The organism is Dyella sp. EPa41 (assembly GCF_016586165.1).
GTDB lineage: Bacteria > Pseudomonadota > Gammaproteobacteria > Xanthomonadales > Rhodanobacteraceae > Dyella.
On sequence record NZ_BCPR01000020.1, the window covers coordinates 1 to 25,112 of the forward strand.

Below are 25,112 nucleotides of genomic sequence, written 5' to 3' on the forward strand. Positions count from 1 at the left end.
CAGTCGTTGCGCCCTGATCGTCGCGTTATTGCGATGGGGCTCGCCTGCCGCGGGCTTCCGAGCCGCTGCCGCGGCCCGGGTCACTCTCTCTTCGCGTAGCGCCCCCCTTTGTAGGAGCGCACCCAGTGCGCGACAGCCTTTTCGCGCCGGTCTGCGTGTTCGTCTTTTCGATGGACAAAGATTGTCGATGTTTCGGTTGCATTCTTCCTTCTCGCGACCGGGCTCGCCTGCCGCGGGCTTCCGAGCCGCTGCCGCGGCCCGGGTCACTTTTCTTTGCTTGCTCAAAGAAAAGTAACCAAAAGAAAGAGCACCCCGCGTGGCGCTGTCTGGGCTGCGCCCAGCCAGTCCGCGAGGGGCGGCCGGGCTTTTCGACCGGGCTCCTGCCCGGACGAAAAGTGCCCGACGTCCGTGTCGGGCACCCCTGCGGGGCCTGATCGTCCACCCCTCACCGCCCCACAGGGGGTTGTTGAAGGCTCGTGCCGCTGCGCGGCACATCGCATTGAGGAGCTGATGGCGCCGTCCCTTTCTGTAGGAGCGCACCCAGTGCGCGACCGCGGACTGACGTGGTTGCCTCGATTCGCGATCGTCGCGACTGGAAGGTAAAGGAGCATCGCCACGTTGCGGTCGCGCACTGGGTGCGCTCCTACAACGGCGGTAGCTTACGTTCAGCGCCAACGAAAACGGGTCGCCTGCGCGACCCGTCTGCTGCCTCACCGATGCTCCATCCACCGCCTTACTTGTCCGGCGACGACCCCACCGAGGCCACCTTCCGCGCCGTCGCCTTCGGCGCCGGACACGTCACAGCCTTCTTCTTCGAGCAGGTGGCCGTGCTGCGCGCAGCCACGGCGTCAGCCTTGCTGCGGCGATGGTGGCGGCGCGAGGCCGGCGTGGCGTCGGCCACGGCGGTGGACTTCGCGGCAGAGCGACGAGCGCCCTTGGCGGCAGCCGGCACCGTACCGACCTGCGCGACCAGCTCGGCCGGGGTTTCCTGGTTATCGAAGCCATCGTCCAGCAGGCGGGCCATCAGGCGGTCGCGGGTGGCGGCGGTACGGCCACCGAGCACTACGCTGAACAGGCGACGGCCATCCTTCGTGGCGGTCGATGCTAGGTTGAAGCCCGCGGCATTGGTGTAGCCCGTCTTCAGGCCGTCCATGCCGGGGTACTTGTCCATCAGGTTGTTGTGACCACGCACCAGGCGACCGCGGAACATGAACTCCTTGGTGGCGAAATAGTGCGAGTACTGCGGAAAGTCGTGGTACAGCGCCATCGCCAGCTTGCTCATGTCGCGGGCGGTGGTGGTGTCTTCCGGATCGGGCAGGCCCGAGGCGTTGGCGAAGCGGGTGCTGCTCATGCCCAGCAATTGGGCCTGCGCGTTCATCATCTCGACGAAGTGGCTCTCCGTGCCGCCCATGCCTTCGGCGACCACGGTGGCGGCGTCATTGGCCGACTTGGTGATCATGCCGAGCACGCAGTCCTCCACCGAGATGGTCTGGCCATTGCGCAGGTCAAGCTTGGTTGGCGCCTTGGAGGCGGCCCACGAAGACACCGGGAGATCCTGATCCATCTTCAACGTGCCGTTCTGCACCGCCTGGAAGGTGAGGTACAGCGTCATCATCTTGGCCAGCGAGGCCGGATGAGCGGCTTCGTCGGGATTGACGGCGGTAATCACCTGCCCGTCGGTGTCATCCACCACGATGGCGGATGAGCCTGCATGTGCGATACCCATGACACTGCCGGCGAACGCCACCAACAATGCAATCAGGCCGCGACGCCAGGTACCCCCCCTGGCCGGCGTTTCGGACTTGATAGCCACCCCGTTACCCTCGCTTCCAGCTCGCCGACAACAGGGCGTTGCGAGGACTTCTTCGCAGCGCCAGCCATGGGCAGAGACAATACTTGAATTAGCACACATAAGTCCATGTTTCCATGGACGATAAAGCGATGACGATGCTCTTGGCGCCGCCTTGACGCAGATTTCACCGTGAAAATGGCGTCTACGCTGCCAGTCGAGTTTGCCCGCAAAAGGCCGACGGCGAAAGGCTTTTTCCCTATCGGCGCCCTTCTATTTCCCTTGAGGGCCATTAACCCGAAGTCGGCCGGGCAGGCTGCTGACGCTAGAATGGCGGGATGTCTCTGATCCAACTCCAGCGCGTCGATTTCAGCATCGGCGGCCCGCTCCTGCTCGAACATGTCGACCTCGCCATTGGCGCCAACGAACGCGTATGCATCGTGGGCCGCAACGGCGAGGGCAAATCCACCCTGATGAAGCTGATCGCCGGGGAACTCAAAGCCGACGACGGCGAAGTGCGCTTGCAGACCGGCGTCATCGTGGCGCGCATGGCTCAGGAGGTTCCGCAGGACACTTCCGGCAGCGTGTTCGACGTCGTCGCCGAAGGCCTTGGCGACCTCGGCCAGTTGCTCGCGCGCTATCACCACCTGCTCGCCGAAGGCGACATGGACGCGCTGGGCGATGTGCAGGCACAGATCGAGGCGCGCCATGGCTGGGATCTGGACCGCCGTGTCACCGATGTACTGACCCGGCTGGAACTGCCTTCCGAGACGGATTTCGCCGCGCTGTCCGGTGGCATGAAGCGCCGGGTGCTGCTTGCGCAAGCACTGGTGCGCAAGCCCGACGTGCTGCTGCTGGATGAACCGACCAACCACCTCGACATCGAGGCGATTGGCTGGCTCGAAGGTTTCCTGCGCCAATTCGACGGCAGCATCGTGTTCATCACGCATGACCGTAGTTTCCTTCGCGCACTTGCCACGCGCATCGTGGAAATCGATCGTGGCCAGCTCACCGACTGGCCGGGCGATTACGACAATTACCTGCGTCGCCGCGAAGAACGCCTCCACGCCGAAGCACAGGCCAACGCGCTGTTCGACAAAAAGCTCGCGCAGGAGGAAGTGTGGATTCGCCAGGGCATCAAGGCGCGCCGCACGCGCAACGAAGGACGCGTGCGTGCATTGAAGGCGCTGCGCGTGGAACGTTCGCAACGCCGCGAACTGTCCGGCAACGTGAAGATGACGCTGGCCAATGCGCAGGCCTCGGGCAAGAAGGTCATCGAGCTCGAACACGTGCACCAGAGCTACGGCGGCCGCGTGTTGATCGACAACCTCAGCACGACCATCATGCGCGGTGACCGCGTGGGCATCATCGGTCCCAACGGCGCCGGCAAGAGCACGCTGCTCAAGATCATGCTGGGCGACCTCAAGCCGGAGCGCGGCCATGCCACGCTCGGCACCGGCATCCAGATCGCCTACTTCGACCAGCACCGCGTACAGCTCAACAACGACCTCAACGCGCTGGACAACGTGGCCGAAGGCCGCGAGTACATCGAGCTCAACGGCTCGCGCAAGCACATCATCGGCTACCTGCAGGACTTCCTGTTCTCGCCGGAACGCGCACGCGCGCCGATCACGCGACTGTCGGGCGGTGAACGCAACCGGCTCCTGCTCGCCAAGCTGTTCGCGCAACCGTCCAACCTGCTGGTGATGGACGAACCGACCAACGACCTGGACGTCGAGACGCTGGAGTTGCTCGAAGAACTGCTCACCGAGTACCAGGGCACGCTGCTGCTGGTCTCGCACGATCGCGAATTCCTCGACAACGTTGTGTCCAGCACGCTGGTGCTCGAAGGCGACGGCAAAGTCGGCGAGTACGTGGGCGGTTACAGCGATTGGTTGCGCCAGCGCCCCGCTCCCTCATCGGCGGCCGTTGCCAAGCCCCTCGAAACCAAGGCAGTCACGCCGGCGGTTGCGGCGCCCGCCACCGAAGCGAAAAAGAAGCTGAGCTACAAGGACGCTCGCGAACTGGAACAACTGCCCGCCCGCATCGAAGCCCTGGAAGCGGATATTTCCGCCCGCACCGAAGCGATGAATGATCCGGACTTCTTCCGGCAGGACAACGCCACGGTGATAAAGGCCAACGAGACGCTGGCCGCACTCCAGCGCGACCTCGATGCCGCGTATGCACGCTGGTCGGAGCTGGACGGCTAAGCCATAGCCATGCCCCCCTGTGGGAGCGCACCTTGTGCGCGACCGCGGAACCCCATGCTTGTCGCTCGGCAGGCTGGTCGCGCACAGTGTGCGCTCCCAATCTGCCTCCCGTGTAGGAGCGCACCCAGTGCGCGACCGCAAGGTCACGTCGTCACCGCTCCGTAGGCTTGTCGCGCACTGGGTGCGCTCCTACAAGAGCATGCTGGCTGTGCACGACGCTCAACCCGTGTTCTGCAACCCCTGCGATACGCCGTTGACGCAGGCCACCAACGCCGTGAGCAGCGCATCGTCGCTCTCGCCGCCGGCACGCCAGCGCTTCAACAGATCCACCTGCAGCAGGCTCATCGGGTCCACGTAAGGGTTGCGCAGTCCAATCGACACCGCCAGCCGCGGCTCGTGCTGCAGCAGGCTGTCGCTTTGCCTGAGGCGCAACAACCAACGGTGCGTGCGCTCGAACTCATCGCGGATCAAACCGAAGAATGGCTCGTGCAGCGGGCCGGCCAGCTGGGAAAACGCCTCGGCGATATCGAGATCACTCTTGGCCAGCACCATCGCCACGTCGTCGAGCATGTTCGCGAAGAACGGCCAATCGCTCGCCATCTCGATCATTGCGGCTTCGCCGTATTCGGTTGCACCGAACTCCAGCGCCGAACCCAGGCCATACCATCCCGGCAGGATCGAGCGGCACTGCGTCCATGCGAACACCCAGGGAATCGCACGCAGGTCCTGCACACCGCGCATGCTGCGCCGGCGCGATGGACGCGAACCCAGCGTCATGCGTTCGATCACGTCAATGGGCGTCGCGGTGCGGAAGTAGTCCACGAAGCCCTCGCGGTCCACGAAGGCGCGATAGTGCTGCCGGCTGCGCGCAGCCAGCTTGCCCATGCGCTGCCGCCAGGCGTCCTCGCGCGCCTCGCTGGTGCGCGGACGCAGCGAGGCACGCAGCACGGCACCGACGGTCTGCTCGAGATTGCGCAAGGCGAGCGCACGGATGCCGTACTTGCGATGGATCACTTCACCTTGCTCGGTAACCCGCAACACGCCGGCCACCGATCCGCGCGGCGACGACATGAGCGCCGGCGCGATCCGCGCGCCGCCGCGACTGGCCGAGCCGCCGCGTCCGTGGAAGAACGACAGGCGGATGTCGAACTCCGACGCCACCTCCAGCAGCTCGACCTGCGCGCGCTGGAGACCCCAGCGCGATGCCAGCGTGCCGCCATCCTTGCCGCTGTCCGAATAGCCGAGCATCACCCACTGGCGCCTGCCGCGCGAAGTCAGGTGTTCGCGATACACCGGGTCTTCCAGCAATGCGCGCAGTGTTGCCGGCGCGTTGGTGAGATCGTCCACGGTCTCGAACAGCGGCGCGATATCCAGGGGCACCTTGCCCTGTTCGACGAGCCCGCCGTAACGCGCCAGCGCCAGCACGGCGAGCACGTCCGCCGCCGAGCGCGCCATGCTGATGATGTAGAGGCCCAGGGCATCGGCGCCATACCGGCCGCGCGATTCGCGCAGGGTTGCAAAGACATCGTGCAACGCCACCACCGATGCGTCGTCGTTCACGTTGAGCGCGCGCTCGCCACCGGCGAATGGCCGCAGTTGCTTCGCCTTGTCGGCAGCGTCGCGCGTCGACCAGTCCGCATCGCCGATCAGCGATGCCAGCGCGTCGTCGTGCATCCGCGAATCCTGGCGCACGTCCAGGCGCGCGAGGTGGAAACCGAACGTACGTACGCGCCAGATCAGGCGGCGCACGGCATAGGCGCCGGCATGCAGGCCGCGATGATCGATCAGGCTTGCCGCGATCAGGTGCAGGTCGTCCAGGAGCTCGCGCACCGACGCATAGCCTTCCGGATGTTCATCATCGTGCGTCGCATCCAGGCGCGCGCCGATGATGGTCAACAGGCTGCGATAAGGCATGTCGGCATGGCGCGGGCGCACCCGCGCCGCGGCTTCCGGATAACGCACGCGATAGTCGAACAACCGCTGCGCCAGTGCGCTGTCCACGTCCACCCGATCCTCCGTCTGGCTGAGCAGGCGCGCCAGGCCGGACAGGTCCTCGATGTAATGCTCCAGCACGTGGGCGCGCTGGGTCGCCAGGCTGTTGGCGATGGTCGCCGCGCCGACGTTCGGATTGCCGTCCATGTCGCCACCAACCCAGGTGGCGAAGCTGAGCAGGCGCGGGATGGGCACGGCCACGCCGTACACCACCTGAAGAGCGTCGGCCAACGATTCGTACAAGGCCGGCACGATGCGGTAGATGGGGTTGGCGAGATAGAAGCCGACGTGATGATGCTCGTCCTGCACGGTGGGACTGATGGTCGATGCCTCGGCCGTCTGCCAGCCCGCGCTCAATGCCATGTAGATGCGGTCGTCGTCTTCCTTGCGCTCCTGCGGTGTGCGCGTCGGATCGAAGTTGTCGACCAGCGCGCGCACGATCGATTGCTCCTTCTCCAGCAGCGAGCGTCGCACGGCTTCCGTCGGGTGGGCGGTGAAGACCGGCTCGACCTGAAGCCGCTCCAGCCATTCCAGCAGTTCGCCCGCTTCGACACCCTGCGCCTTCAGGCGTGTCAGCGCATCCAGCAACGATTCGGGCTGCGGCGCGCCGCCTTCGCGCTGATAGTCACGACGACGGCGGATACGATGGATGCGCTCGGCGATGTTCACCGCCTGGAAGTAGCTGGCGAACGCGCGCGCCAGCGATTCCGCGTGCGCGGTATCAACCCCGGTCAGCAGCCTCGCCAGCGCATCGAGCGGCAAGTCTTCCTGCCGACGCTCGATCGCCGCCATGCGAATGCGCTCGACCTCGTCGAGAAACGCGGGGGAAATCTGCTCGGCCAGCATATTGCCGACCAGGGTGCCAAGGCGGCGGACGTCTTCGCGCAGGGGTGCGTCGTGCGGAGCGAACTCAGGACTGCGGTGCTGGTTCATCGATGCCACGTTGCAGATGTCTGGACGTCCAAGACTACTCGATGCGAACACGGTTTGTGCACCGCCACAAAATGCGTTGCGCCTGCAGTAACGAAAACGGGGCGCCAGGCGCCCCGTTTCACATGCAACCATTTCGCTCAGTGCGATCCGGCTGCGCCGCCCTCCGCTGGCTTGGCCTGCTTCACATAGCGCTCCAGCCACGCATTGCTCTCGGCCAGCATCTGCATGATGGACTCGCGCGCGCGATAGGCGTGTGCCTCGTTGGGCAGCATCACCAGTCGCGCCGTGCCACCCAGGCCCTTGATCGCGGCATACAGGCGCTCGCTCTGCACCGGGAAGGTGCCGGAGTTGTTGTCCTGTTCGCCATGGATCAACAGCAGCGCATCCTTGATGTCCTCGGCGTAATTGAACGGCGACATGGCCTGGTACACGTCCTGCGCCTGCCAGTAGTTGCGCTCTTCCGACTGGAAACCGAACGGCGTCAGCGTGCGGTTGTAGGCGCCGCTGCGCGCGATGCCCGCCTTGAACAGGCGCGTGTGCGCCAACAGGTTCGCCGTCATGAACGCGCCGTACGAATGCCCGCCCACCGCGATGCGATTGCGATCAGCCACGCCACGGCGCACCACTTCGTCCACCGCTGCTTCGGCGCTCGCCACCAGCTGCGGGACATAGGTGTCATTGGGCTCCTTGCTGCCCTCGCCCACGATCGGCACCGAGAAGTGGTCCAGCACGGTGTAACCCATGGTGAGGAAAGCCTGCGGACCCCAGAAGCCGATGCTGTTGAAACGATACGGCGAATCGGTGACCTGGCCCGCGGCATCGGCCGATTTGAACTCGGTGGGATAAGCCCACATCAGCATCGGGCGCGGGCCATCCTTCTTCGGATCGTAGTCTGGCGGAAGGTACAGCGTGGCGGAGAGTTCCACGCCGTCCTTGCGCTTGTAGCGGATCTGCTCCTTCTTCACGCCCTTCAGCTGCGGCAGAGGATGCGGAAAGTGCGTCAGCGCGCGTGGCTGCCCCTTCGACGCCAGCTCGCGGACGTAGTAGTTGGTCGGCTCGCTGGGCGACTCGCGCGACACCAGCGCGCGCTTTCCTTCTGCATCGAGCAACACCAGCGCTGCTTCGTAATACGGTGCCTGCGAGCGGAACAGGCGCGTGCTCTGGGCAGTGGCGAGATTCACCTTGTCGAGGAATGGGCGGTCGCCTTCGGGCGAGGCGCCGTCGCCGAGCCGATAGATGCTTTGGCCATCCGCCGCGACGAGCAGCCGTGACTCGCCGTTCTCGTCGATCGTCGTCGCCGGCTTGCCGGGGTTGCGGTAACGATCTTCCGACGAACCTTCGTGCACCAGCGACGGCGCCTGCGACAGTTGGTCGGGCGCCACGCGCCACTCCTTCACCTTGCGCGTCTTCCACCAGAACTCATCAATCAGCGCGAGCTGCCCGGTGCCCCAGTAGGCACCAGCGTAGCGGCTGCCCAGCCTGGCAAGCGTCACCGGCGCCTGGTCGAACGGCGCGGCCTGCATCAGCACCAGGTCGCGGATATCCGCCGCGCGCGCCGGATCACCACCATCCTGCGCTTCGGCCCACACCAGCGTGGCCGGCGCATCCGCGCGCCAGTCGATATCACGCACGCCCGTGGGCACGGCGTCATTGCCGGTCGGCAGGCCTTCCACCAGCGGCAGATGGGCGATCTCCTTCACCAGCTTGCCGTCACGGTCGAGCACTTCGATTCGGCGAGGGAAGCTTTCCACCGGCACCAGATACGAGAACGGTCGCTCCACGCGCTCGCGCAGCAGGTAACGGCCATCCGGCGACGCGCTGATCGCCAGCGTGAGCGCGGGTTCGCCCAGCGGCGTGACTTTGCCGTCGAGATCCACCAGGGCGGACTGCGAGCGCAGGTAATACTCCAGCTGACGCGCGTCGTCTTCGTTGCGCAGCATGTCCTGGTACGTGCGAATCGCCTTCACACCGCTGCCGGCCTGCGTCTGCTGCGTGTTCGGGCCCGTCGGAATCACGCTGACCACCGGAGGCGCGCCCTGCGCTTCCGGCTGCAGTTGCACCAGGAGCTGCCTGCTGCCGGGCATCCAACGGTAGCCGCGGCCCGCTACCGTGTTGAGTGGCAGCGTGATCAGGCGGCGCGCCGTACGAGCGGCCACGTCAACGATCCACAGTTCGTTGCGACCCTGCGCGGCATCCACCTGGTTGAAGGCCAGGTAGCGCTGGTCCGGCGACCAGCTGGACGTGGCGATCGACAACGGCTTGGGCAGCCCCTGCAAGCGGATGTCCTTGCCGCTGGCGATGTCCAGCAGCCACAGGTCCGTGCCGAACAGGAAACGGCTCTGCGCATGGACACGCGGGTTGATGCGCAAACCGGCCAGCTTCAGCTCGGGCTGCGCTACGACATCGATGCCGGGTAGCGCCGGCGATTGGGTCAGGGCGAGCAGGTCGCGGTGCGGACTGATCGACACCGCGGGTGGACGCGGCGCATCGACCAATGCCTGCAGCGGCGCGGGCGGCGCGAGGTAGCCGCTGGCCGGCGCGGAGACAGCGAAAGGCGCCGTATCGGCCAACGCCGCCATCGGCAGCGCGGCGAGCAGGAAACCCACGAGGGCAAGGCGTCGGAGCGAGCGTTCCATGGCGTGGCAAAGCCTCTTGTCGTATGAACTTGCGACATTAGCCGTCCCGGCCCTCATGAGCCAAGCCTGTCTATCGGCAGGGCGCGGCGACGGCCCCACCCAAAACCGCAGGTAGCTGACGCTATACTCAGGGGTCCCGTCGAGGGGCGCTGCGACCGGAAACGCGCGAGACCGCACATGCCTGTGCCGTCCCGCTCGCCGGCCAGGCTCGATGGATTTCCTTTGTAACGGCGCCCGGACCACGATGCGGCCTATTGGTCGCAACACCCGGAGCTACGCCATGAACGCAGTTACCAAAGATCCGTCCTTCCAGGACTACAAAGTTCGCGACATGTCCCAGGCCGAACTCGGCCGCCGCCGCATCCGCATGGCGGAAGAGGAAATGCCGGGCCTGATGCAGATCCGCGCCCGTTACGCCAAGGACAAGCCGCTGAAGGGCGTGCGCCTGTCCGGCTCCCTGCACTGCACCAAGGAAACCGCCGTTCTCGCCGAAACCTTGCGCGAGCTGGGCGCCTCGGTGCGCTGGGCTTCGTGCAACATCTTCTCCACCCAGGACGACGTCGCCGCCGCCCTGGCTGCCGGCGGCCTGCCGGTGTTCGCCTGGAAGGGCGAGACGCTGGAGGAGTACTGGCAGTGCACGCTCGACATGCTCACCCATCCGGGCGAGCTGGGCCCGCAGCTGATCGTGGACGACGGCGGCGACGCCACGTTGTTCATCCACAAGGGTGTGGAGCTGGAAGACGGCAGCAACTGGGTCAACACGCCCAGCAGCAACCACGAGGAACAGGTCATCAAGGACCTGGTCAAGCGCACGGAAGCGGAGCGTCCGGGCTGGTTCAAGAAGATCGCCGCCGAGTGGAAGGGCGTCTCCGAGGAAACCACCACCGGCGTGCATCGCCTCTACCAGCTCGCCGAAGCCGGCAAGCTGCTGGTGCCGGCCATCAACGTCAACGACTCGGTCACCAAGTCGAAGTTCGACAACCTGTACGGCTGCCGCGAATCGCTGGCCGACGGCATCAAGCGCGCCACCGACCTGATGGTCGCCGGCAAGGTCGCCGTCGTGTGCGGCTACGGTGACGTGGGCAAGGGTTGCGCGCACTCGCTGAAGGGCTTCGGCGCCCGCGTGATCGTCACCGAGATCGATCCGATCAACGCCTTGCAGGCCGCGATGGAAGGTTTCCAGGTCACCACCATCGAAGACACGCTCGGCATCGGCGACATCTACGTCACCACCACCGGCAACAAGGACATCATCACGCTCGAGCACATGGCGGCGATGAAGAACAACGCGCTGGTGTGCAACATCGGCCACTTCGACAACGAGATCCAGATGGATCGCCTCAACGCCGCGAAGGGCGTGTCGCGCGAGACCATCAAGCCGCAGGTGGATCGCTACACCTTCGAGAAGACCAACCACAGCATCTACATGCTGGCCGAGGGCCGCCTGGTGAACCTCGGTTGCGCCCATGGCCATCCGAGCTTCGTGATGTCCAACAGTTTCTCCAACCAGACCCTGGCCCAGCTCGACCTGTGGGCGAACAAGGACTTCTACGACAAGACGGTCTACCGCCTGCCGAAGAAGCTGGACGAGGAAGTGGCCCGCCTGCACCTGGAACAGATCGGCGTGAAGCTCACCAAGCTGACCCCGGAACAGGCGGCCTACATCGGCGTGCCGGTGGATGGCCCGTACAAGCCAGACCACTACCGCTACTGATCGGCATCGGCCTTCGGTCGAACGCAAAAAGGGCCGCCCATGGGCGGCCCTTTTTCATGCATGGACGAATCGCGCGCAGGACACGCCCCCATCGAGCGTGCCCTGCGCGCAATCGCTCCCCTAACCGCTCGCCGGGCCACACCCCAGCATGCCCAACACGCCGTGAAGTGCCGGCACGTGCATCAACCAGGGCGCCGACAGCGTGAGCACGCCGGCACACATCACCAGCACTGCCGCGCCGCGACGCAAACCTGGCCGTTGCAGCCAGCGTCCCACGCGCGCTCCGGACCACGTCAAAGGCAGCATCACCGGCAAGGTGCCCAGCCCGAAGGCCGCCATGATCAGCGCGCCATCGCGCGCACTCGCCGACAGCCAGGCCGCCGCCAGCACCGTTGTGCTCAAGCCGCAAGGCAACCATCCCCACAACATGCCTGCCGACAGTCGACGCACCGGCGTGTTCGCCGGAAGCAGTCGGCGCTGCAGCGGTTGCAACCATTTCCAGACGCGCGCACCCGGGCGCGCGAGGAAACCCAGGCGTCCGGTACGGTCCAACAGGCGCAACGCCATCACGACCAATACCAGACCCACCGCGGTGCGCATGGCGAGCGCCAGCGCATCCAGCTCGAACAGGCGCAGCACGCCGTCACCGATACCGCCCACGACCGTACCGGCCAGCACATAGCCAAGCACCCGCCCCAGGTTGAGCTGAAGCGCATTGCCCCATCCCATGCGCGGTGACCACATCGAGAACCCCGTGGCGATGCCACCGCACATCGCAGCGCAATGCACGCCACCGAGCACCCCGGTCAACAGGACCGCCGACAGCGCCGCGGCGTTAACCATGCCTGCGTTCTTCCATGGTGCACCCGGCCTTCGCTTCACGTGGCCGATCGTCACGCAGGATGTCGATGGCCGGCGTGTCCATGTCATCGAACTGTCCCTTGCGCACCGCCCACACGAAGGAACCTATCGCCACCGCCAGCAGCATCAGGCTCAACGGAATAAGCATCAGCAGGATGATCACGAAGACGACTCCGGCACGGACACGCGCATCAGGCGCAGCGCATTGGCTGTGACGATCAGCGACGACAAGGCCATGCCAAGCGCGGCCAGCGATGGAGTCACCTGCCCCGCGATCGCCAGCGGCAGCGCCAACAGGTTGTAGCCGATGGCCCAGGCGACGTTCTGGCGGATGATGCGCTGCGTACGCCGCGCCAGCTGCACCGCAGCGGGAATGCGCAGCAGCGACGGCGCCGTCAACACCATGTCAGCCGCACGCTGCGCCAGCGACGCGCCTTCACCCATGGCCAGCGATACATCCGCGCCCGCGAGCACCGGCGCATCGTTCAGGCCATCGCCGACCATGGCGACCACGCGCCCTTGCGCCTGCAGCTCGCGGACCAGCGCCAGCTTGTCCTCGGAGCTTTGCCGCGCATGCGCGTCGTCGACCTTGAGCTGGCGTGCCAGGCGCTCCACGGCAGCTGAAGCATCACCACTGGCGAGGTGGATGCGCAGGCCCAAACCGCGAAGCGCGTTCACCGCGGCACGTGCGTCCGTGCGCATGCGCTCTTCCAGCGTGAAGCACGCAACAGCGCTCGTGCCGTCACCGAGCCACAGCCGGCCGTCATCATGCTGGTTCGCGGCGAATGGTCCGCGACCCAGCCGCCATTCCACGCCGTCCACCCGGCCGCTCAGGCCTTGACCCGCGTTCACCTTCAGGCCGCTCGCCGTACGAAGCGTCAGCACGGATGTAAACGCCGCCGCGATCGGGTGACCACTGTCGCGCTCGAGCGCAGCGGCAATGGCCAAGACGTCGTCGGCGGACCTATCGCCGAACGTCCGTACCTCACCGACCGCGGGATCGATGCGCGTGAGCGTGCCCGTCTTGTCGAACACCACGTCGGTCGCGCGAGCGAGACCGTCGAGCCCATCCGCGCGCAGCGAAAGCACGCCAAGTCGCGCGAGCGCCCCATGCGTGGCCGCCAGCGCCGCGGGTACGGCGAGCGACAACGCGCACGGGCAACTGATGACCAGCAGCGACAATGTCACCTCGAAGGCACGCGACGGATCGTGGATGCGCCAGCCGACGAAGACCGCGATGGAAGCAAGCAGCAACGCCACGACAAACCAGGTGCCCACGCGATCCGCGGCACGCGCAAGCGGCGGCCTATGGGCCTGCGCCTGCTCGACCAGGCGGGTGAGCTGCGACAGGCGCGTGGCGCTGCCCAGGCGCGTGATCTCGATGCGCGCTGGGGTCTCGCGGCAGATCGTGCCTGCAAACACCTCAGTGCCCCTGGCCTTGGCGACGGGATGCGATTCACCCGTCAGCAGCGCTTCTTCGAACATCGCCTGTTCGTCCAGCAGCACGCCGTCCGCCGGCACCGCTTCGCCTGCGGCCATGCAGGCGACGTCGCCGATCTGAAGCGCCGTCAGCGGCACGGATTCGCGGGTGCCGTCGTTCCGCTCGCGTACGGCCAGCGCGGGGCGTGCCCGCGCCAGCGCATCCACCTGCGAACTCGCGATGCGCCTGGCACGCTGCTCCAGCATGCGCGCGCACAGCAGCAGGAACACGAACATCGCCGCCGCGTCGTACCAGACGTGCGCGCCGCCGCGTACCGTTTCCACGGCACTGGCCAGATATGCCAACAAGGTGGACCCGGCCACGAGGGTATCCATGCCCGGATGGCGCTCGCGCCATTCGCGCCATGCCCCCATCAGGAAAGGCCAGCCGGAATAGAACACCACCGGCGTGCAAACGAGGAATGTTACCCAGCGGAAGAAGTCGCGGGTGTACAGGGCCATGTGATGATTGAAATCGAGGTAAAGCGCCTCGGACAGCATCATGGTCTGCATGGCGCCAAGGCCGGCGATACCCAAACGCAACAGCCAGCGCCGGCGTTCGGCCAGTTTCTCACGCTCTTGCGCGGCGCCGCTGGCCAGATACGGCCGGTAGCCAAGCGAGGCAAGCCTCTGAAGCACCGACGACAGCGCCACGCGCGCCGGATCCCACGCCACGCGGATACGCCCCGTCACCGCATTCGCACCGGCTTCCAGCACGCCATCCACACGTCCCAGGGCACGATCGATCAGCCACGCACACGCCGCACAGCGCATGCCGTCGGTGAGCAGCGTGATCTCCAGGCCTCCGGTGACCGGAAACGCATGATCGGCAAGTACATCGTCGCGATCCCACGCGGCGAGGTCGGGCAGCTCCACATCCACGCGCGCACCGGCTGCGCTGCGCAAGCGGTAGTAGTCACCCAGATCGGAAGAACGGATCCACTGCGCAGCGGCAAGACAACCATCGCAGCAGAAACCCTTGACGCTCCCTTCGACATCCGACAGCACGGGCGATGCCGGCAAGGCTTCGCCGCAGTGGTAGCAGGTCTCGACGCCGACCTGGCTGATGGTGTCGACGACACAATCCACGGTCAGGGCATCAGCCGGATCGAACGCGCCTGCGGCGCCCAGCGTCCTTGCATCAGCCAGGCGCCGCTATCGGACGCCAGCCTTACCGTCCAGTCACGATCGCGATCCAGCGATCCGACGCCACGCCATCCCAGCTCGCTTGGCGACAGGTGCACCGTGCGCTGCTCGCCCGACGAGTCGGACAAGGTCAGGGTCAGCTTGCCGCCACGCGGGAAATCGCCATCCATCGGCAGCACCTCGACCATGTCGCCCTTCGTGCGCAACACGACGCCTTCGGTGGATACCTCGGCCGGCGACGGCGCGGCCTCGGCGGACACCAGCAGCCTGCCCACCTTGGTTACCCGCCCGACGGTCTCCATGTCCTCGCGCCCCGGATGGACGGCGGCAAACAGCAGCGCAAAGCCGATTGCGACCGAGGCCAGCGGCAGGCCCACCAGCATCCACACCATGGGCTCGCGCCATGCGCTTCGTGTCGTATTCATAGCGAAGGTCCGAAGAAACTGCTCTTGATGGTGGTATCGGCGTCCACGTCGGCACCACGCACCACGAATTGCACGTCATGCCGGCCGGTCACCTCGGGCGAGGCGCTCACGGTGAGCGGAATCGACAACACTTCGCCGCTCTCGGCTTCCACCGTCCGTGCGCCACCGCGAAGCGCGATGGCGGGCATGTCGGTGGACACGACATCGATGACAAAGTGGTGCGGCTGCTGCTCCTTGTTGACCAGCTTGAGCGTGTAGCTGTTCTCGATGCGGCCGTCGCTGGCCTGGCTGTACATCGCATTGCGATCCCGCAGTACCTCGGCAAGCATCACGCCGCGATGGGTCACGCCGTACATCCAGCCTCCCAGCAGGGCGAGCAGCAGGCAGGCGTAGACGATGATGCGAGGCCGCAGCACCCGAGTGGGTTTGCTGTCGATCTGGTTCTGCGTGGTGTAGCGGATCAGGCCCTTGGGGTAGCCCATCTTGCCCATCACGTCATCGCATGCATCGATGCAGGCGCCACACGCGATGCACTCGTACTGCAGGCCATTGCGGATATCGATGCCCACCGGGCACACCTGCACGCAGATGGTGCAGTCGACGCAATCGCCCAGCAGTTCGGCCGTGAACTTGGGCAGTGGTTCGGCAACCATGCCGGCGCCCGCCAAGGCGATGGTGCCGCCTGCCTGGGTGCGATTGTCCGCTGCCGACGGATGTTGGCTGGCGCGAAACACGTAATCGTAGGCCGTGACCTTGTCGAGCAGACCGCGTGCCCGCTCAAGCACACTGGACAGGCCGCGCTTGCGCGGGCCACGCGGCTCGCCGCGCATGGGATCGTAGGCAATGATCAGCGTGTTGCGATCGAACATCGCGCTCTGGAAGCGCGCATAGGGGCACATGTACTTGCACACCTGCTGGCGCAGGAAGCCCGCATTGCCCCAGGTGGCGAACCCGTAGAACAGGATCCAGAAGGCCTCCCAGCCGCCCCAGCCAAAGGGCGCGCGATGCGCCAGGTCGACGATCGGGCTGAAATAGCCCACGAAGGTGAAGCCGGTCCACAGCGAGAACAGTGCCCACAGGCCGTGCCTGGCCGTCTTGCGCAGGATCTTCTCGCGCGTCCACGGACCCGCGTCGAGCTTCATGCGCTTGTTGCGGTCGCCTTCGCACCAGTGCTCGACCCACAGCGACACTTCGGTCCACACCGTCTGCGGGCAGGCGTATCCACAGAAGAGGCGCCCCGCCAAGGCCGTGAAGAAGAACAGCGCCAGCGCGGCGATGATCAGCAGCGTGGAGAGAAACAGGAAATCCTGGGGCAGGAACATCCAGCCGAACACGTGGAACTGGCGCGCCGGAAGATCCAGCAACACGGCCTGCCGGTCGTTCCAGTGCAGCCAAGGGAACAGGTAGTACATGCCGAGCAGCCAGATCAGCGCCGCCACGCGCAGCCGGTTGAAAGTGCCCGACACCTCGCGCGGATAGACCTTGCGCTCGCTGACATAGTAGGAAGTGCTTTCGTCGTCGACGACGTGAAGCGGTATGCGACGACTCATGGGGCGTTACCGGAGTGGAATCCGCGTTTCACCTGCCAGGATGGCCGCAGCAGGATCCAGGTGAACAGGCTGGACGACGCGGTCGCCAGCCAGAAGAGGAAGAAACCGAGGGAGTAGCCCAGTTCGCGGCTGAGTTGCAGCGATGGGAAGGTGATCTCCCGGAGCCGCTCGGGGTCCACGATGGTGAAGAACACCGTCGTGATGACCCCGGCGACGAAAAAGCTCGGCCAGAGAATGGCGCCGACGCGCTGCGAGGCAGGCGTCGGCTCCTGTTCCGGAGGTTTGGCGGAGCGCGCGACCATCACTCGGCAACCACAGCGCCGACGGGCGGCGGTTCCTTGTGCGGCGAGAGGGTCCACACGTAGGCACCGACCAGTCGCGTGCGGGTATCACCCAGCTGTTCCTTCCAGGCCGGCATGACGCCTTGCCGCCCCTCGTCCAGCGTCCGGTGAAGCGCCACCGAGCTGCTTCCATACAGCCAGTAGTTGTCGGTGAGGTCCGGCGCACCGAGCACTTGGTTGCCTTTACCCTGCGGGCCGTGGCATGCGGTGCAGATACCGGCGAACAGCTTCTCGCCACGCTCAACCGCGTCCTTGGGCTGGTCCGGACGCGACAGCGAAAGCACATAGGCGATCGTGTCGTCCACCGCGGTCGCACCGCCTTGCGCCGTCAGCGTACTGGCCCAAGCCGGCATCGTTGCCTGGCGACCATTCTGGATGGTGTCCAGGATGCGCGCGGGCGTTCCGCCCCAATGCCAGATGTCGTCCGTGAGATCCGGATAGCCGGTGGCGCCATGGCCGCTGGAGCCATGGCAGGCGGCACAGCGATTGATGAAGATCGCACGACCGATCGACACCGCACCGGCGTCCTTGGCCAGGTCGTCGATCGACTTGCCCGCATAAAGCTTCAGCGTGTCATCGAGACGCGCATTCTCTGCGGCCGATTCGGTCGCCCACTCGGACTTCGAGCTCCAATGCCCCCAGCCCCTGAGATTGCCCAGTCCGTACCAGATGAGGTAGCCGACGGAGAACACCAGGGTGATGTAGAACAGGTTGATCCACCACCGCGGCAGCGGCTTATTGTACTCGGTGAGGTCGCCATCCCACACGTGACCGGTTTCGTCCGGCTTGGGATCGGTGGGGCGGCGTTTGACGTTGCTCCTGAGCAGCCAGACGCAGCCCAGCAGGTTCAACACCGTGATGGCCACCACGTACCACGTCCATGCGGAAGTCATGCCCTCTCCTCCTTATCGTCGTCCAGAGGCATACGGGCAGCGGCATCCAGCACGGGCTTCACACCCGGCCTCCATAGCAGGATGCAGCCCACTATAAACAGCACCAGCAGAAAGGCAGTGATCAGACCGGGAATCATCACTCGGCTCCTTCTGCGACCTGCATGTCCGCCTGCGATACATGCGTTCCGAGGCTTTGCAGGTAGGCGACCACGGCGTCCAGCTCGGTCTTGCCTTCGACGGCGGCCGGTGCGGCGGCGATCTCGGCATCACTGTAGGGATCACCGATGCGCTTCAGGGCGCGCATGTGCTGGGCGACTTCCGCGCCGTCCAGCTTGGCCTTGGCCAGCCACGGATAGGCCGGCATGTTCGACTCCGGCACCACGTCGCGCGGATTGTTGAGGTGGGCGCGATGCCAGTCGTCCGAGTAGCCGCGCAGGCCCACGCGCGCCAGGTCGGGACCCGTGCGCTTGCTGCCCCACTGGAACGGATGGTCGTACACCGATTCGCCAGCGAGCGAGTAATGACCGTAGCGTTCCGTCTCGAAGCGCAGCGTGCGCACCATCTGCGAATGGCAGTTGTAGCAACCCTCGCGGATGTAGACATCGCGCCCGGCGAGCTCGAGCGCCGGATAAGGCTTGATGCCCGGCAGCGGCTTGATGGTCTCGGCCTGGAACATCAGCGGGACGATTTCGGCGAGGCCGCCGAAGGACACCGCCACGGCTATCAGGATGGCCATCAGGCCGATGTTCTTTTCGATCTTTGCGTGCATATGGCTCATGTCTGTTCCCTCAGGCACGCGCATCGGCAGCGTCGGGCGGCAGCACCGGCTGCGGCGCGGTGCTCGCGGCGGACAGCTGGAAGGTCCGCAGCACGTTCCAACCCATCACCAGCATGCCGCTCAGCACGATCAGTCCGCCGCCGAGGCGGAACAGGAAGTACGGCTTGGTGGCGTTGAGTGCCTCGACGAACGAATAGACCAGCGTGCCGTTCTCGGGATCCGTGGCGCGCCACATGAGTCCCTGCGTGACGCCGGCGATCCACATCGAGGCGATGTAGACGACCAGACCGATCGTATGCAGCCAGAAGTGCAGGTCGATCAGCTTGGTCGAGTACATCTTCGGAAGGTTGAGCAGGCGCGGCAGCATCGCGTAGATGGAGCCGATCGAGATCATCGCGACCCAGCCGATCGCGCCCGAATGGACGTGTCCGATGGTCCAGTCGGTGTAGTGACTGAGCGAGTTGACCGTCTTGATCGACATCATCGGTCCCTCGAACGTGCTCATCATGTAGAACGAGAGCGAGACGATGAGGAACTTCAGGATCGGGTCGGTGCGCAGCTTGTGCCACACGCCCGAGAGCGTGAGGATGCCGTTGATCGCGCCACCCCACGACGGCGCCAGCAGCACCAGCGAGAACACCATGCCCAGCGACTGTGCCCAGTCGGGCAGCGCGGTGTACTGCAGGTGATGCGGGCCGGCCCACATGTACACCGCGATCAGTGCCCAGAAGTGCACGATCGACAGTCGATACGAATAGATGGGGCGGCCGGCCTGCTTGGGCACGAAGTAGTACATCATGCCGAGGAAGGCCGTGGTCAGGAAGAAACCGACCGCGTTATGGCCGTACCACCACTGCACCATCGCATCGACCGCGCCGGAGTACACCGAGTACGACTTGAACCAGCCGGCCGGGATGGCGATGTTGTTGACGATGTGCAGCAGCGCGATGGTGACGATGTACGCGCCGTAGAACCAGTTGGCGACGTAGATGTGCTTCACCTTGCGCAGGGCGATGGTGCCGAAGAACAGCACGCCATAGGCCACCCACACGACCGTGATGAGCAGGTCGATCGGCCATTCGAGCTCGGCGTACTCCTTGCCCTGGGTGAGTCCCAGCGGCAAGGTGACGGCGGCGGCCACGATCACCAGTTGCCAGCCCCAGAACACGAACGAGGCCAGCTTGTCCGAGATCAACCGGACATGGCAGGTGCGCTGTACCGTGTAGAGACTGGTGGCGAACAGCGCCGAGCCGCCGAACGCGAAGATCACCGCGTTGGTATGCAGCGGGCGCAGGCGTCCGTAGCTGAGCCACGGCAGATCGAAATCGAGGCCCGGCCAGTACAGCTGGGCAGCGATGATCACGCCGACCAGCATCCCGACCACGCCCCATACCACGGTCATCACGGCGAATTGCCGGACGACCTTATCGTTGTAACTCCCCTCGACGCCTACCATGAGGCCCACTCCTAGGCTTAACTGAACGGCGGGAAGTCTGTGGGCCCGGCCTCACGTCACAGTTGATCTAGATCAAAGGGAACCGGGGGAAAGGCTGTCGCGGTTTGTCGCAGGTCAAATTTGAGGGATGTCATATCTCTTCATCGCGAAAAAGAGATATATACTTGGCCCGACCCCGCCAGGACACTTGCGATGCCCTCCATCAGCTTCGAGTTCTTCCCGCCCAAGACCGACGAGCAGCGTGCCCAGCTGGACCAGGCGGCGATCCTGCTCAAATCGCTTTCGCCCGAATATGTGTCGGTGACCTTTGGCGCCGGTGGCTCGACGCTGAGCTATACCGGCGAAACGGTCGCCAGGCTGCACGGCGACCACGGCCTGGACGTGGCGCCGCATCTGTCCTGCGTGGGCGGCACGCGGGCGGAACTGGCCGAATTGCTGGATAGCTACCGGGCCGCGGGGTACCGGCGCATCGTGGCCCTGCGCGGCGACCTGCCCTCGGGCATGGCCACCCCTGGCGACTTCCGCTACGCCTCGGAGCTGGTGCGCTTCATTCGCGAGTACACGGGCGACCACTTCCACATCGAAGTGGCGGCCTACCCGGAAACGCACCCCCAGGCGGACGACGCCCTGGCGGACCTGCGGCACTTCAAGGCCAAGGTCGATGCCGGCGCGAACGGAGCGATCACGCAATATTTCTTCAATGCGGATGCCTATTTCCGCTTCGTCGACGACGTGCGCCGCCTCGGCGTCGAGGTGCCGATCGTTCCCGGCATCATGCCGATCTCGAACTTCTCGCAGCTCAAGCGTTTTTCCGACCAGTGCGGCGCGGAGATTCCGCGCTGGATCATCAAGCGCATGCAGGCCCATGGCGACGATGCCGCGTCGATCCGGGAACTGGGCGCGGACGTGGTGGCGGACATGTGCCAGCGCCTGCTGGATGGCGGCGCGCCGGGGCTGCACTTCTATACGCTGAATCGCGCGCGAGCCACTCAGGCAGTCCTGAACCGACTGCACAGTTGAATGATGCCGCCGGGCGTAAGCTCGGTGGATGGCTCTTCGCTGCTGGATACTGTTGCTGGTCTTCTGCCTGCCCCTGTGCCTCCGGGCTCAGGATGGCATCCACCGATGCGTCGGTCCCGAGGGCACGCCGCTGTTCACGGACCAACCGTGCGCGGCACTGCAGGCCACTCCTGTCGTCCCGCCTCCGCGGGATGATGTTCCCACGGCCGCGACGCCGAACCCGGCCACGGCGCCGCCGCCCGTGCTTTGCGCGGCTACCGTGTCGGAATTGCGGCAGAGCATGCTCGATGCCTTCGCCACCCATGATCCCAATCGGCTCGCCGGCTTGATGCTGTGGGGTGGCTACGGGCGTGAGGGTGTCGTGGCGGACATCCGTTCGCTCGGCGGCCTCATGCAACGGCCGCTGCTGGGCATTGGCCAGGCTGACGACGATGCCGCCGATGCCACGGGGAATGGCGACGCCGAGGGCCCGCCGCGTTCCGCGGATCCGAATGGCGAGCGCCAGCTGGTGATCCGTACGGCCGCGAATGATGGCAGCGGCGCGCCTCATGAAACACGCTTCGACATCGTGCGCCGGTCGGGGTGCCTCTGGCTGCGGGGCCGCGGCTGAAAGCCAACCACGACGCTCCCGCTCGAATGCCCGGGTTATCATGGTGCGATTTTTCCCCGGAGCATCGACATGGCGCAGCAGTACCCCGATTGGATCTGGCAGAACGGCGTGATCAAGCCCTGGCAGGAGGCGACCACGCATGTCATGGCCCATGCGTTGCACTACGGCTCGTCGGTGTTCGAAGGCATTCGTAGCTACGCGACGCCCGATGGCGCGGCGATCTTTCGCCTGACCGATCACCTGAAGCGCCTGTACCAGTCGGCCAAGATCTACGACATGGCCCTGCCCTACACGCAGGACGAACTCGCTGCGGCCTGCCGCGAGGTGGTGCGCAAGAACGGCCTCCATGCGGCGTATCTGCGCCCCGTGGCCTATCGCGGCCTGGGCGGCTTCGGGCTCTCGGCGGAAACGCCGATCGATGTGGCTGTCGCCGCGTGGCCGATGGGTCCGTATCTCGGCCCCGAGGCGCTGGAAAACGGCATCGACGCGTGCGTGTCGAGCTGGCAGCGCTTCGCGCCGAACACCATTCCTGCCGGCGCGAAGGCCGGCGGCAACTACCTCTCCGGCCAGCTGATCGCGCGCGAAGCGCGTCGTCTCGGTTTCGGCGAAGGCATCGCCATGGCCTCCACCGGCCTGCTCAGTGAAGGCGCGGGCGAGAACCTGTTCCTGGTCTTCGACGGCGTGCTGCACACCACGCCGGCCAGCGCTTCGATCCTCACCGGCATCACGCGGGACACGCTCAAGACGCTGGCACGCGAGGACGGCATCGAAGTGGTCGAGCGCGATATTCCGCGTGAATACCTGTACCTGTGCGATGAGCTGCTGATGTGCGGCACGGCGGCGGAAATCACCCCGATCCGCTCGGTGGACGGCAAGAAGGTCGGCAGCGGCAAGGGCGGCCGCGTCACGCGTCGCCTGCAGGAGCTGTTCTTTGGCCTGTTCAGCGGCAAGACCAACGACCAGTGGGGTTGGCTGGAACCGTTGTAAGCATCAGCACCCTGTAGGAGCGCACCCAGTGCGCGATCATGCGCCTATGAGCGTCGATCGCGCACTGGGTGCGCTCCTACAGGGAGGACTCTGGAAAGTGATCAGGCGAACACGATACTCGCGATCGCGCCATTGGTATCGGTACGCGGACGCATCGATACTTCCCAGCCGTAGAGATCGCACAGGCGACGCACGATGGCCAGGCCGAGGCCTGCGCCGCTGCCACCCGCACCTTCGCCGCGCACGCCGCGCTGGAACAGTCGCTCGGCATCTTCGGGCTTGATGCCCGGCCCCGTATCGATGATCTCGATGCGGTCGCCGGTGATTTCCACCGTCACCGTGCCTTCCAGCGTGTACTTGATCGCATTGCCGATGAGGTTGGTCAGCGCCACCGACAACACAGAAGCCGGCGCGTTGACGCTCAGCGGCTGCTTTACCTGCAACTCGATGCTGATCGGCTTGTCGCGCATCTGCGGTCGCTGGCTTTCGATCACGTCGGAAGCCACCTTCGCCACTTCGGTGGTTTCGCCACGCGTGGGGCCGCGGCGTTCCGCGCGCGACAGCAACAGCAGGGCTTCGATCAATTCGGTTGCCTGGCGCGACGAGCGTTCGATGCGCTTGAGACGTTCGCGCAGCTTGTCGGTGAGATCGGGCGAGCCCTGCAAAAGCTCGGTGGTGCTGGCAATCACCGCCAGAGGCGTGCGCAACTCATGGCTCACGTCCGAGTTGAATTCGCGATCGCGCTCGACCATCGCGGTGAGCCGTTGCGAATATTCGTCGAGCGCCAAAGCGAGCTCGCCCACTTCGTCATCGGCAAAGTGCGGTGCGAGGGGTTCGCGTTGCCCGGTCTTGCGGAAATCCCTTAGACGCCGCGCAAGTTCGCTAACAGGTTTCAGTACCTTGCGCGACAGCCACAAACCGATCACCAGCGACAACAGGCCGAACAAAAAGACCGCACCGATTACGCTGAACAGCAATTGCTGCTTGCCCAGCTCTTCTCGAGATACGTCATAACGCAGAAAGCTGATGATGCCGTTCTCGCGGTAGACGGCGAGTTTGTAGTGATGGCGCTGCCCGTCACCCTCGACCTCGTAAATGTCATGCACGCCATTGGGCAAGTTCTGCCATTGCAGCGGTGCCTTATAAAGCGTCCGGTCGCTCAGCACCGTTCCCGTAAGCAAGCGCGAACCGCTCGCTCCACCAGGATGCTCGTGCGCCTGCTGGTTGGCCCATCGCGCATCGTCCAGCAAGCTGGCATTTACCAGCTGATCTTCAACACGACTGCGTATATTGAGTGCCGCGAACGCAAACAACGCGCTGAGGCCAAAGCCGAACAGCGCGAACGATACGACCAGGCGAAACCTGAGCTTACGCCTGGACCGCATCCGGTTCGACCATTCGATATCCGATGCCGTGCCGCGTGTGGATCAGCGGCTTTTCGAAGGGCTTGTCGATCGCGGCGCGCAAACCGTGGATATGCACCCGCAGCGAATCGCTGTCGGGGAGTTCCTCGCCCCACACGCGCTGCTCCAGGTCCTGGCGCGTGACCACCGACGGGCTGGCTTCCATCAGCGCCTGCAGGAGCTTGAGGCCGATCGGGTTGAGCTGGATCGACTTGCCCTCGCGGGTGACCGTCAGCGTGTCGAGGTTGTAGGTGAGATCGCCCACCTTGAGCACGCGGCTCTGCGGGCCCTTGCCACGACGCGCCAGCACCTCCAGGCGCGCCGCCAGCTCCTGCAACGCGAACGGCTTGGTCATGTAGTCGTCGGCGCCGGACTCGAAGCCCGTGAGCTTCTGCTCGAGCGCATCGCGCGCGGTCAGCATCAGGATCGGCGTCTGCTTGTGCGCCTCGTGGCGCAGCTTGCGTGCGACGTCGAGGCCATCCATGCCCGGCAGGGTCAGGTCGAGCACGATCACGTCGAAATCGTGCACCACCGCCAGATGCAGGCCGGTCACGCCGTCGCCGGCGAAGTCGACCACATGTCCGCGGTCTTCCAGATAATCGCCGATGTTGGTCGCGATATCGCTGTTGTCTTCGATTACCAGTACGCGCATGCGTCCTCCATACGCAGCCGGCATGGGGCCGGCCGAGGGCCCAAGCTTAACAACTTGGATGACGGGAGAGGGGCTTCCGGCGGGCGCCAAGCTGAATAAACCCGTCGACCGGCAAGAAAAAAGCCCAGGCTCGCTGACATGACGTCGCTCGCCTGGGCTCAAGCTACTGCCCCGATACCGTAATCTGCTGTCACCAGACCTTTCGGTTGAAGTGCCGAGCAAATTGCAGTGGGGACT

Annotated in this window: 20 protein-coding genes and 1 riboswitch; of the genes, 5 read left to right on the forward strand and 15 right to left on the reverse strand. The window is 65.3% G+C overall.

All coding sequences use genetic code 11. The features are described from left to right. Positions 1–733: 733 nt before the first annotated feature. On the reverse strand, positions 734–1,726 hold the full coding sequence (locus JMF82_RS08610) for a D-alanyl-D-alanine carboxypeptidase family protein (protein WP_236585367.1): 993 nt from the start codon (positions 1,724–1,726) through the stop codon (positions 734–736). A gap of 401 nt (positions 1,727–2,127) precedes the next feature. On the opposite strand from JMF82_RS08610, the gene JMF82_RS08615 reads away from it, so the two are divergent. Then, positions 2,128–3,999: an ATP-binding cassette domain-containing protein gene (locus JMF82_RS08615; protein WP_201314121.1), complete on the forward strand. Its 1,872-nt coding sequence runs from the start codon at positions 2,128–2,130 to the stop codon at positions 3,997–3,999. 219 nt (positions 4,000–4,218) lie between these two features. On the opposite strand, the gene ppc is transcribed toward JMF82_RS08615, so the two are convergent. Together ppc and JMF82_RS08625 are read right to left on the reverse strand one after the other, a co-directional pair. Then, complete coding sequence (gene ppc, locus JMF82_RS08620) at positions 4,219–6,924, reverse strand: phosphoenolpyruvate carboxylase (protein WP_201314122.1); 2,706 nt, start codon at positions 6,922–6,924, stop codon at positions 4,219–4,221. Positions 6,925–7,061: 137 nt separating this feature from the next. Further along, positions 7,062–9,560, reverse strand: a complete 2,499-nt coding sequence (locus JMF82_RS08625) for a prolyl oligopeptidase family serine peptidase (RefSeq protein WP_201314123.1) — start codon at positions 9,558–9,560, stop codon at positions 7,062–7,064. Positions 9,561–9,695: 135 nt separating this feature from the next. Continuing rightward, positions 9,696–9,803: riboswitch (S-adenosyl-L-homocysteine riboswitch) on the forward strand. A gap of 37 nt (positions 9,804–9,840) precedes the next feature. Here JMF82_RS08625 and ahcY point away from each other — a divergent pair. Beyond that, the gene (gene ahcY / locus JMF82_RS08630) at positions 9,841–11,274 is read left to right on the forward strand and encodes an adenosylhomocysteinase (RefSeq protein WP_201314124.1); all 1,434 of its coding nucleotides are present in this window, start codon (positions 9,841–9,843) and stop codon (positions 11,272–11,274) included. Between the two features lie 120 nt (positions 11,275–11,394). Here the strand turns inward: ahcY and JMF82_RS08635 are convergent, their stop codons facing one another. From JMF82_RS08635 to ccoN, 10 genes are read right to left on the reverse strand one after another with little or no spacing between them, the layout of a single operon-like run. Then, positions 11,395–12,117, reverse strand: a complete 723-nt coding sequence (locus tag JMF82_RS08635; RefSeq protein WP_201314125.1) for a sulfite exporter TauE/SafE family protein — start codon at positions 12,115–12,117, stop codon at positions 11,395–11,397. After that, the gene (gene ccoS, locus JMF82_RS08640; RefSeq protein ID WP_201314126.1) at positions 12,110–12,298 is read right to left on the reverse strand and encodes a cbb3-type cytochrome oxidase assembly protein CcoS; all 189 of its coding nucleotides are present in this window, start codon (positions 12,296–12,298) and stop codon (positions 12,110–12,112) included. Before ccoS ends, JMF82_RS08635 begins: the two co-directional genes overlap by 8 nt. After that, a complete protein-coding gene (locus tag JMF82_RS08645; RefSeq protein ID WP_236585368.1) occupies positions 12,295–14,703 on the reverse strand; it encodes a heavy metal translocating P-type ATPase in 2,409 nt (802 codons plus the stop codon). Before JMF82_RS08645 ends, ccoS begins: the two co-directional genes overlap by 4 nt. A 2-nt stretch (positions 14,704–14,705) precedes the next feature. Further along, positions 14,706–15,185 carry a hypothetical protein gene (locus JMF82_RS08650; protein ID WP_201314127.1) on the reverse strand — a complete coding sequence of 160 codons (480 nt, stop codon included), beginning with the start codon at positions 15,183–15,185 and terminating at the stop codon, positions 14,706–14,708. After that, a complete protein-coding gene (locus tag JMF82_RS08655) occupies positions 15,182–16,735 on the reverse strand; it encodes a 4Fe-4S dicluster domain-containing protein (RefSeq protein ID WP_201314128.1) in 1,554 nt (517 codons plus the stop codon). Before JMF82_RS08655 ends, JMF82_RS08650 begins: the two co-directional genes overlap by 4 nt. After that, positions 16,732–17,037 carry a hypothetical protein gene (locus JMF82_RS08660; RefSeq protein ID WP_201314129.1) on the reverse strand — a complete coding sequence of 102 codons (306 nt, stop codon included), beginning with the start codon at positions 17,035–17,037 and terminating at the stop codon, positions 16,732–16,734. Before JMF82_RS08660 ends, JMF82_RS08655 begins: the two co-directional genes overlap by 4 nt. After that, entirely contained in the window at positions 17,037–17,969 is a 933-nt protein-coding gene (ccoP, locus tag JMF82_RS08665) for a cytochrome-c oxidase, cbb3-type subunit III (RefSeq protein WP_201314130.1), read from the reverse strand. Before ccoP ends, JMF82_RS08660 begins: the two co-directional genes overlap by 1 nt. Continuing rightward, positions 17,966–18,106: a cbb3-type cytochrome c oxidase subunit 3 gene (locus tag JMF82_RS08670; protein WP_111980960.1), complete on the reverse strand. Its 141-nt coding sequence runs from the start codon at positions 18,104–18,106 to the stop codon at positions 17,966–17,968. Before JMF82_RS08670 ends, ccoP begins: the two co-directional genes overlap by 4 nt. Next, on the reverse strand, positions 18,106–18,747 hold the full coding sequence (ccoO, locus tag JMF82_RS08675) for a cytochrome-c oxidase, cbb3-type subunit II (protein ID WP_201314131.1): 642 nt from the start codon (positions 18,745–18,747) through the stop codon (positions 18,106–18,108). The genes JMF82_RS08670 and ccoO overlap by 1 nt, the downstream gene beginning before the upstream one ends. Before the next feature lie 10 nt (positions 18,748–18,757). Next, entirely contained in the window at positions 18,758–20,203 is a 1,446-nt protein-coding gene (ccoN, locus tag JMF82_RS08680) for a cytochrome-c oxidase, cbb3-type subunit I (RefSeq protein WP_201314132.1), read from the reverse strand. A gap of 192 nt (positions 20,204–20,395) precedes the next feature. On the opposite strand from ccoN, the gene metF reads away from it, so the two are divergent. From metF to JMF82_RS08695, 3 genes are all read left to right on the forward strand, one after another. Then, positions 20,396–21,223: a methylenetetrahydrofolate reductase [NAD(P)H] gene (gene metF / locus JMF82_RS08685; protein ID WP_201314133.1), complete on the forward strand. Its 828-nt coding sequence runs from the start codon at positions 20,396–20,398 to the stop codon at positions 21,221–21,223. Positions 21,224–21,503: 280 nt separating this feature from the next. Continuing rightward, complete coding sequence (locus JMF82_RS21975; protein ID WP_236585369.1) at positions 21,504–21,833, forward strand: hypothetical protein; 330 nt, start codon at positions 21,504–21,506, stop codon at positions 21,831–21,833. A gap of 69 nt (positions 21,834–21,902) precedes the next feature. After that, positions 21,903–22,820 (forward strand): branched-chain amino acid transaminase, encoded by a 918-nt coding sequence (locus JMF82_RS08695; RefSeq protein ID WP_201314135.1) that lies wholly within the window; start codon positions 21,903–21,905, stop codon positions 22,818–22,820. Between the two features lie 101 nt (positions 22,821–22,921). Here the strand turns inward: JMF82_RS08695 and JMF82_RS08700 are convergent, their stop codons facing one another. Together JMF82_RS08700 and JMF82_RS08705 are read right to left on the reverse strand one after the other, a co-directional pair. After that, positions 22,922–24,205 carry a HAMP domain-containing sensor histidine kinase gene (locus JMF82_RS08700; protein WP_201314136.1) on the reverse strand — a complete coding sequence of 428 codons (1,284 nt, stop codon included), beginning with the start codon at positions 24,203–24,205 and terminating at the stop codon, positions 22,922–22,924. Beyond that, the gene (locus JMF82_RS08705) at positions 24,189–24,875 is read right to left on the reverse strand and encodes a response regulator transcription factor (protein WP_019466282.1); all 687 of its coding nucleotides are present in this window, start codon (positions 24,873–24,875) and stop codon (positions 24,189–24,191) included. Before JMF82_RS08705 ends, JMF82_RS08700 begins: the two co-directional genes overlap by 17 nt. Positions 24,876–25,112: the final 237 nt, after the last annotated feature.

Coding starts and splice junctions, on each gene's coding strand:
- JMF82_RS08650 (WP_201314127.1), bottom strand. CDS start 15,185: ATGAATACGACACGAAGCGCATGGCGCGAGCCCATGGTGTGGATGCTG.
- JMF82_RS08660 (WP_201314129.1), bottom strand. CDS start 17,037: ATGGTCGCGCGCTCCGCCAAACCTCCGGAACAGGAGCCGACGCCTGCC.
- ahcY (WP_201314124.1), top strand. CDS start 9,841: ATGAACGCAGTTACCAAAGATCCGTCCTTCCAGGACTACAAAGTTCGC.
- ccoP (WP_201314130.1), bottom strand. CDS start 17,969: ATGACTTCCGCATGGACGTGGTACGTGGTGGCCATCACGGTGTTGAAC.
- JMF82_RS08635 (WP_201314125.1), bottom strand. CDS start 12,117: ATGGTTAACGCCGCGGCGCTGTCGGCGGTCCTGTTGACCGGGGTGCTC.
- ccoO (WP_201314131.1), bottom strand. CDS start 18,747: ATGAGCCATATGCACGCAAAGATCGAAAAGAACATCGGCCTGATGGCC.
- JMF82_RS08655 (WP_201314128.1), bottom strand. CDS start 16,735: ATGAGTCGTCGCATACCGCTTCACGTCGTCGACGACGAAAGCACTTCC.
- JMF82_RS08705 (WP_019466282.1), bottom strand. CDS start 24,875: ATGCGCGTACTGGTAATCGAAGACAACAGCGATATCGCGACCAACATC.
- JMF82_RS08700 (WP_201314136.1), bottom strand. CDS start 24,205: ATGCGGTCCAGGCGTAAGCTCAGGTTTCGCCTGGTCGTATCGTTCGCG.
- JMF82_RS08610 (WP_236585367.1), bottom strand. CDS start 1,726: ATGGGTATCGCACATGCAGGCTCATCCGCCATCGTGGTGGATGACACC.
- JMF82_RS21975 (WP_236585369.1), top strand. CDS start 21,504: ATGCTCGATGCCTTCGCCACCCATGATCCCAATCGGCTCGCCGGCTTG.
- metF (WP_201314133.1), top strand. CDS start 20,396: ATGCCCTCCATCAGCTTCGAGTTCTTCCCGCCCAAGACCGACGAGCAG.
- ppc (WP_201314122.1), bottom strand. CDS start 6,924: ATGAACCAGCACCGCAGTCCTGAGTTCGCTCCGCACGACGCACCCCTG.
- JMF82_RS08695 (WP_201314135.1), top strand. CDS start 21,903: ATGGCGCAGCAGTACCCCGATTGGATCTGGCAGAACGGCGTGATCAAG.
- ccoN (WP_201314132.1), bottom strand. CDS start 20,203: ATGGTAGGCGTCGAGGGGAGTTACAACGATAAGGTCGTCCGGCAATTC.
- JMF82_RS08625 (WP_201314123.1), bottom strand. CDS start 9,560: ATGGAACGCTCGCTCCGACGCCTTGCCCTCGTGGGTTTCCTGCTCGCC.
- JMF82_RS08615 (WP_201314121.1), top strand. CDS start 2,128: ATGTCTCTGATCCAACTCCAGCGCGTCGATTTCAGCATCGGCGGCCCG.
- JMF82_RS08670 (WP_111980960.1), bottom strand. CDS start 18,106: ATGATTCCCGGTCTGATCACTGCCTTTCTGCTGGTGCTGTTTATAGTG.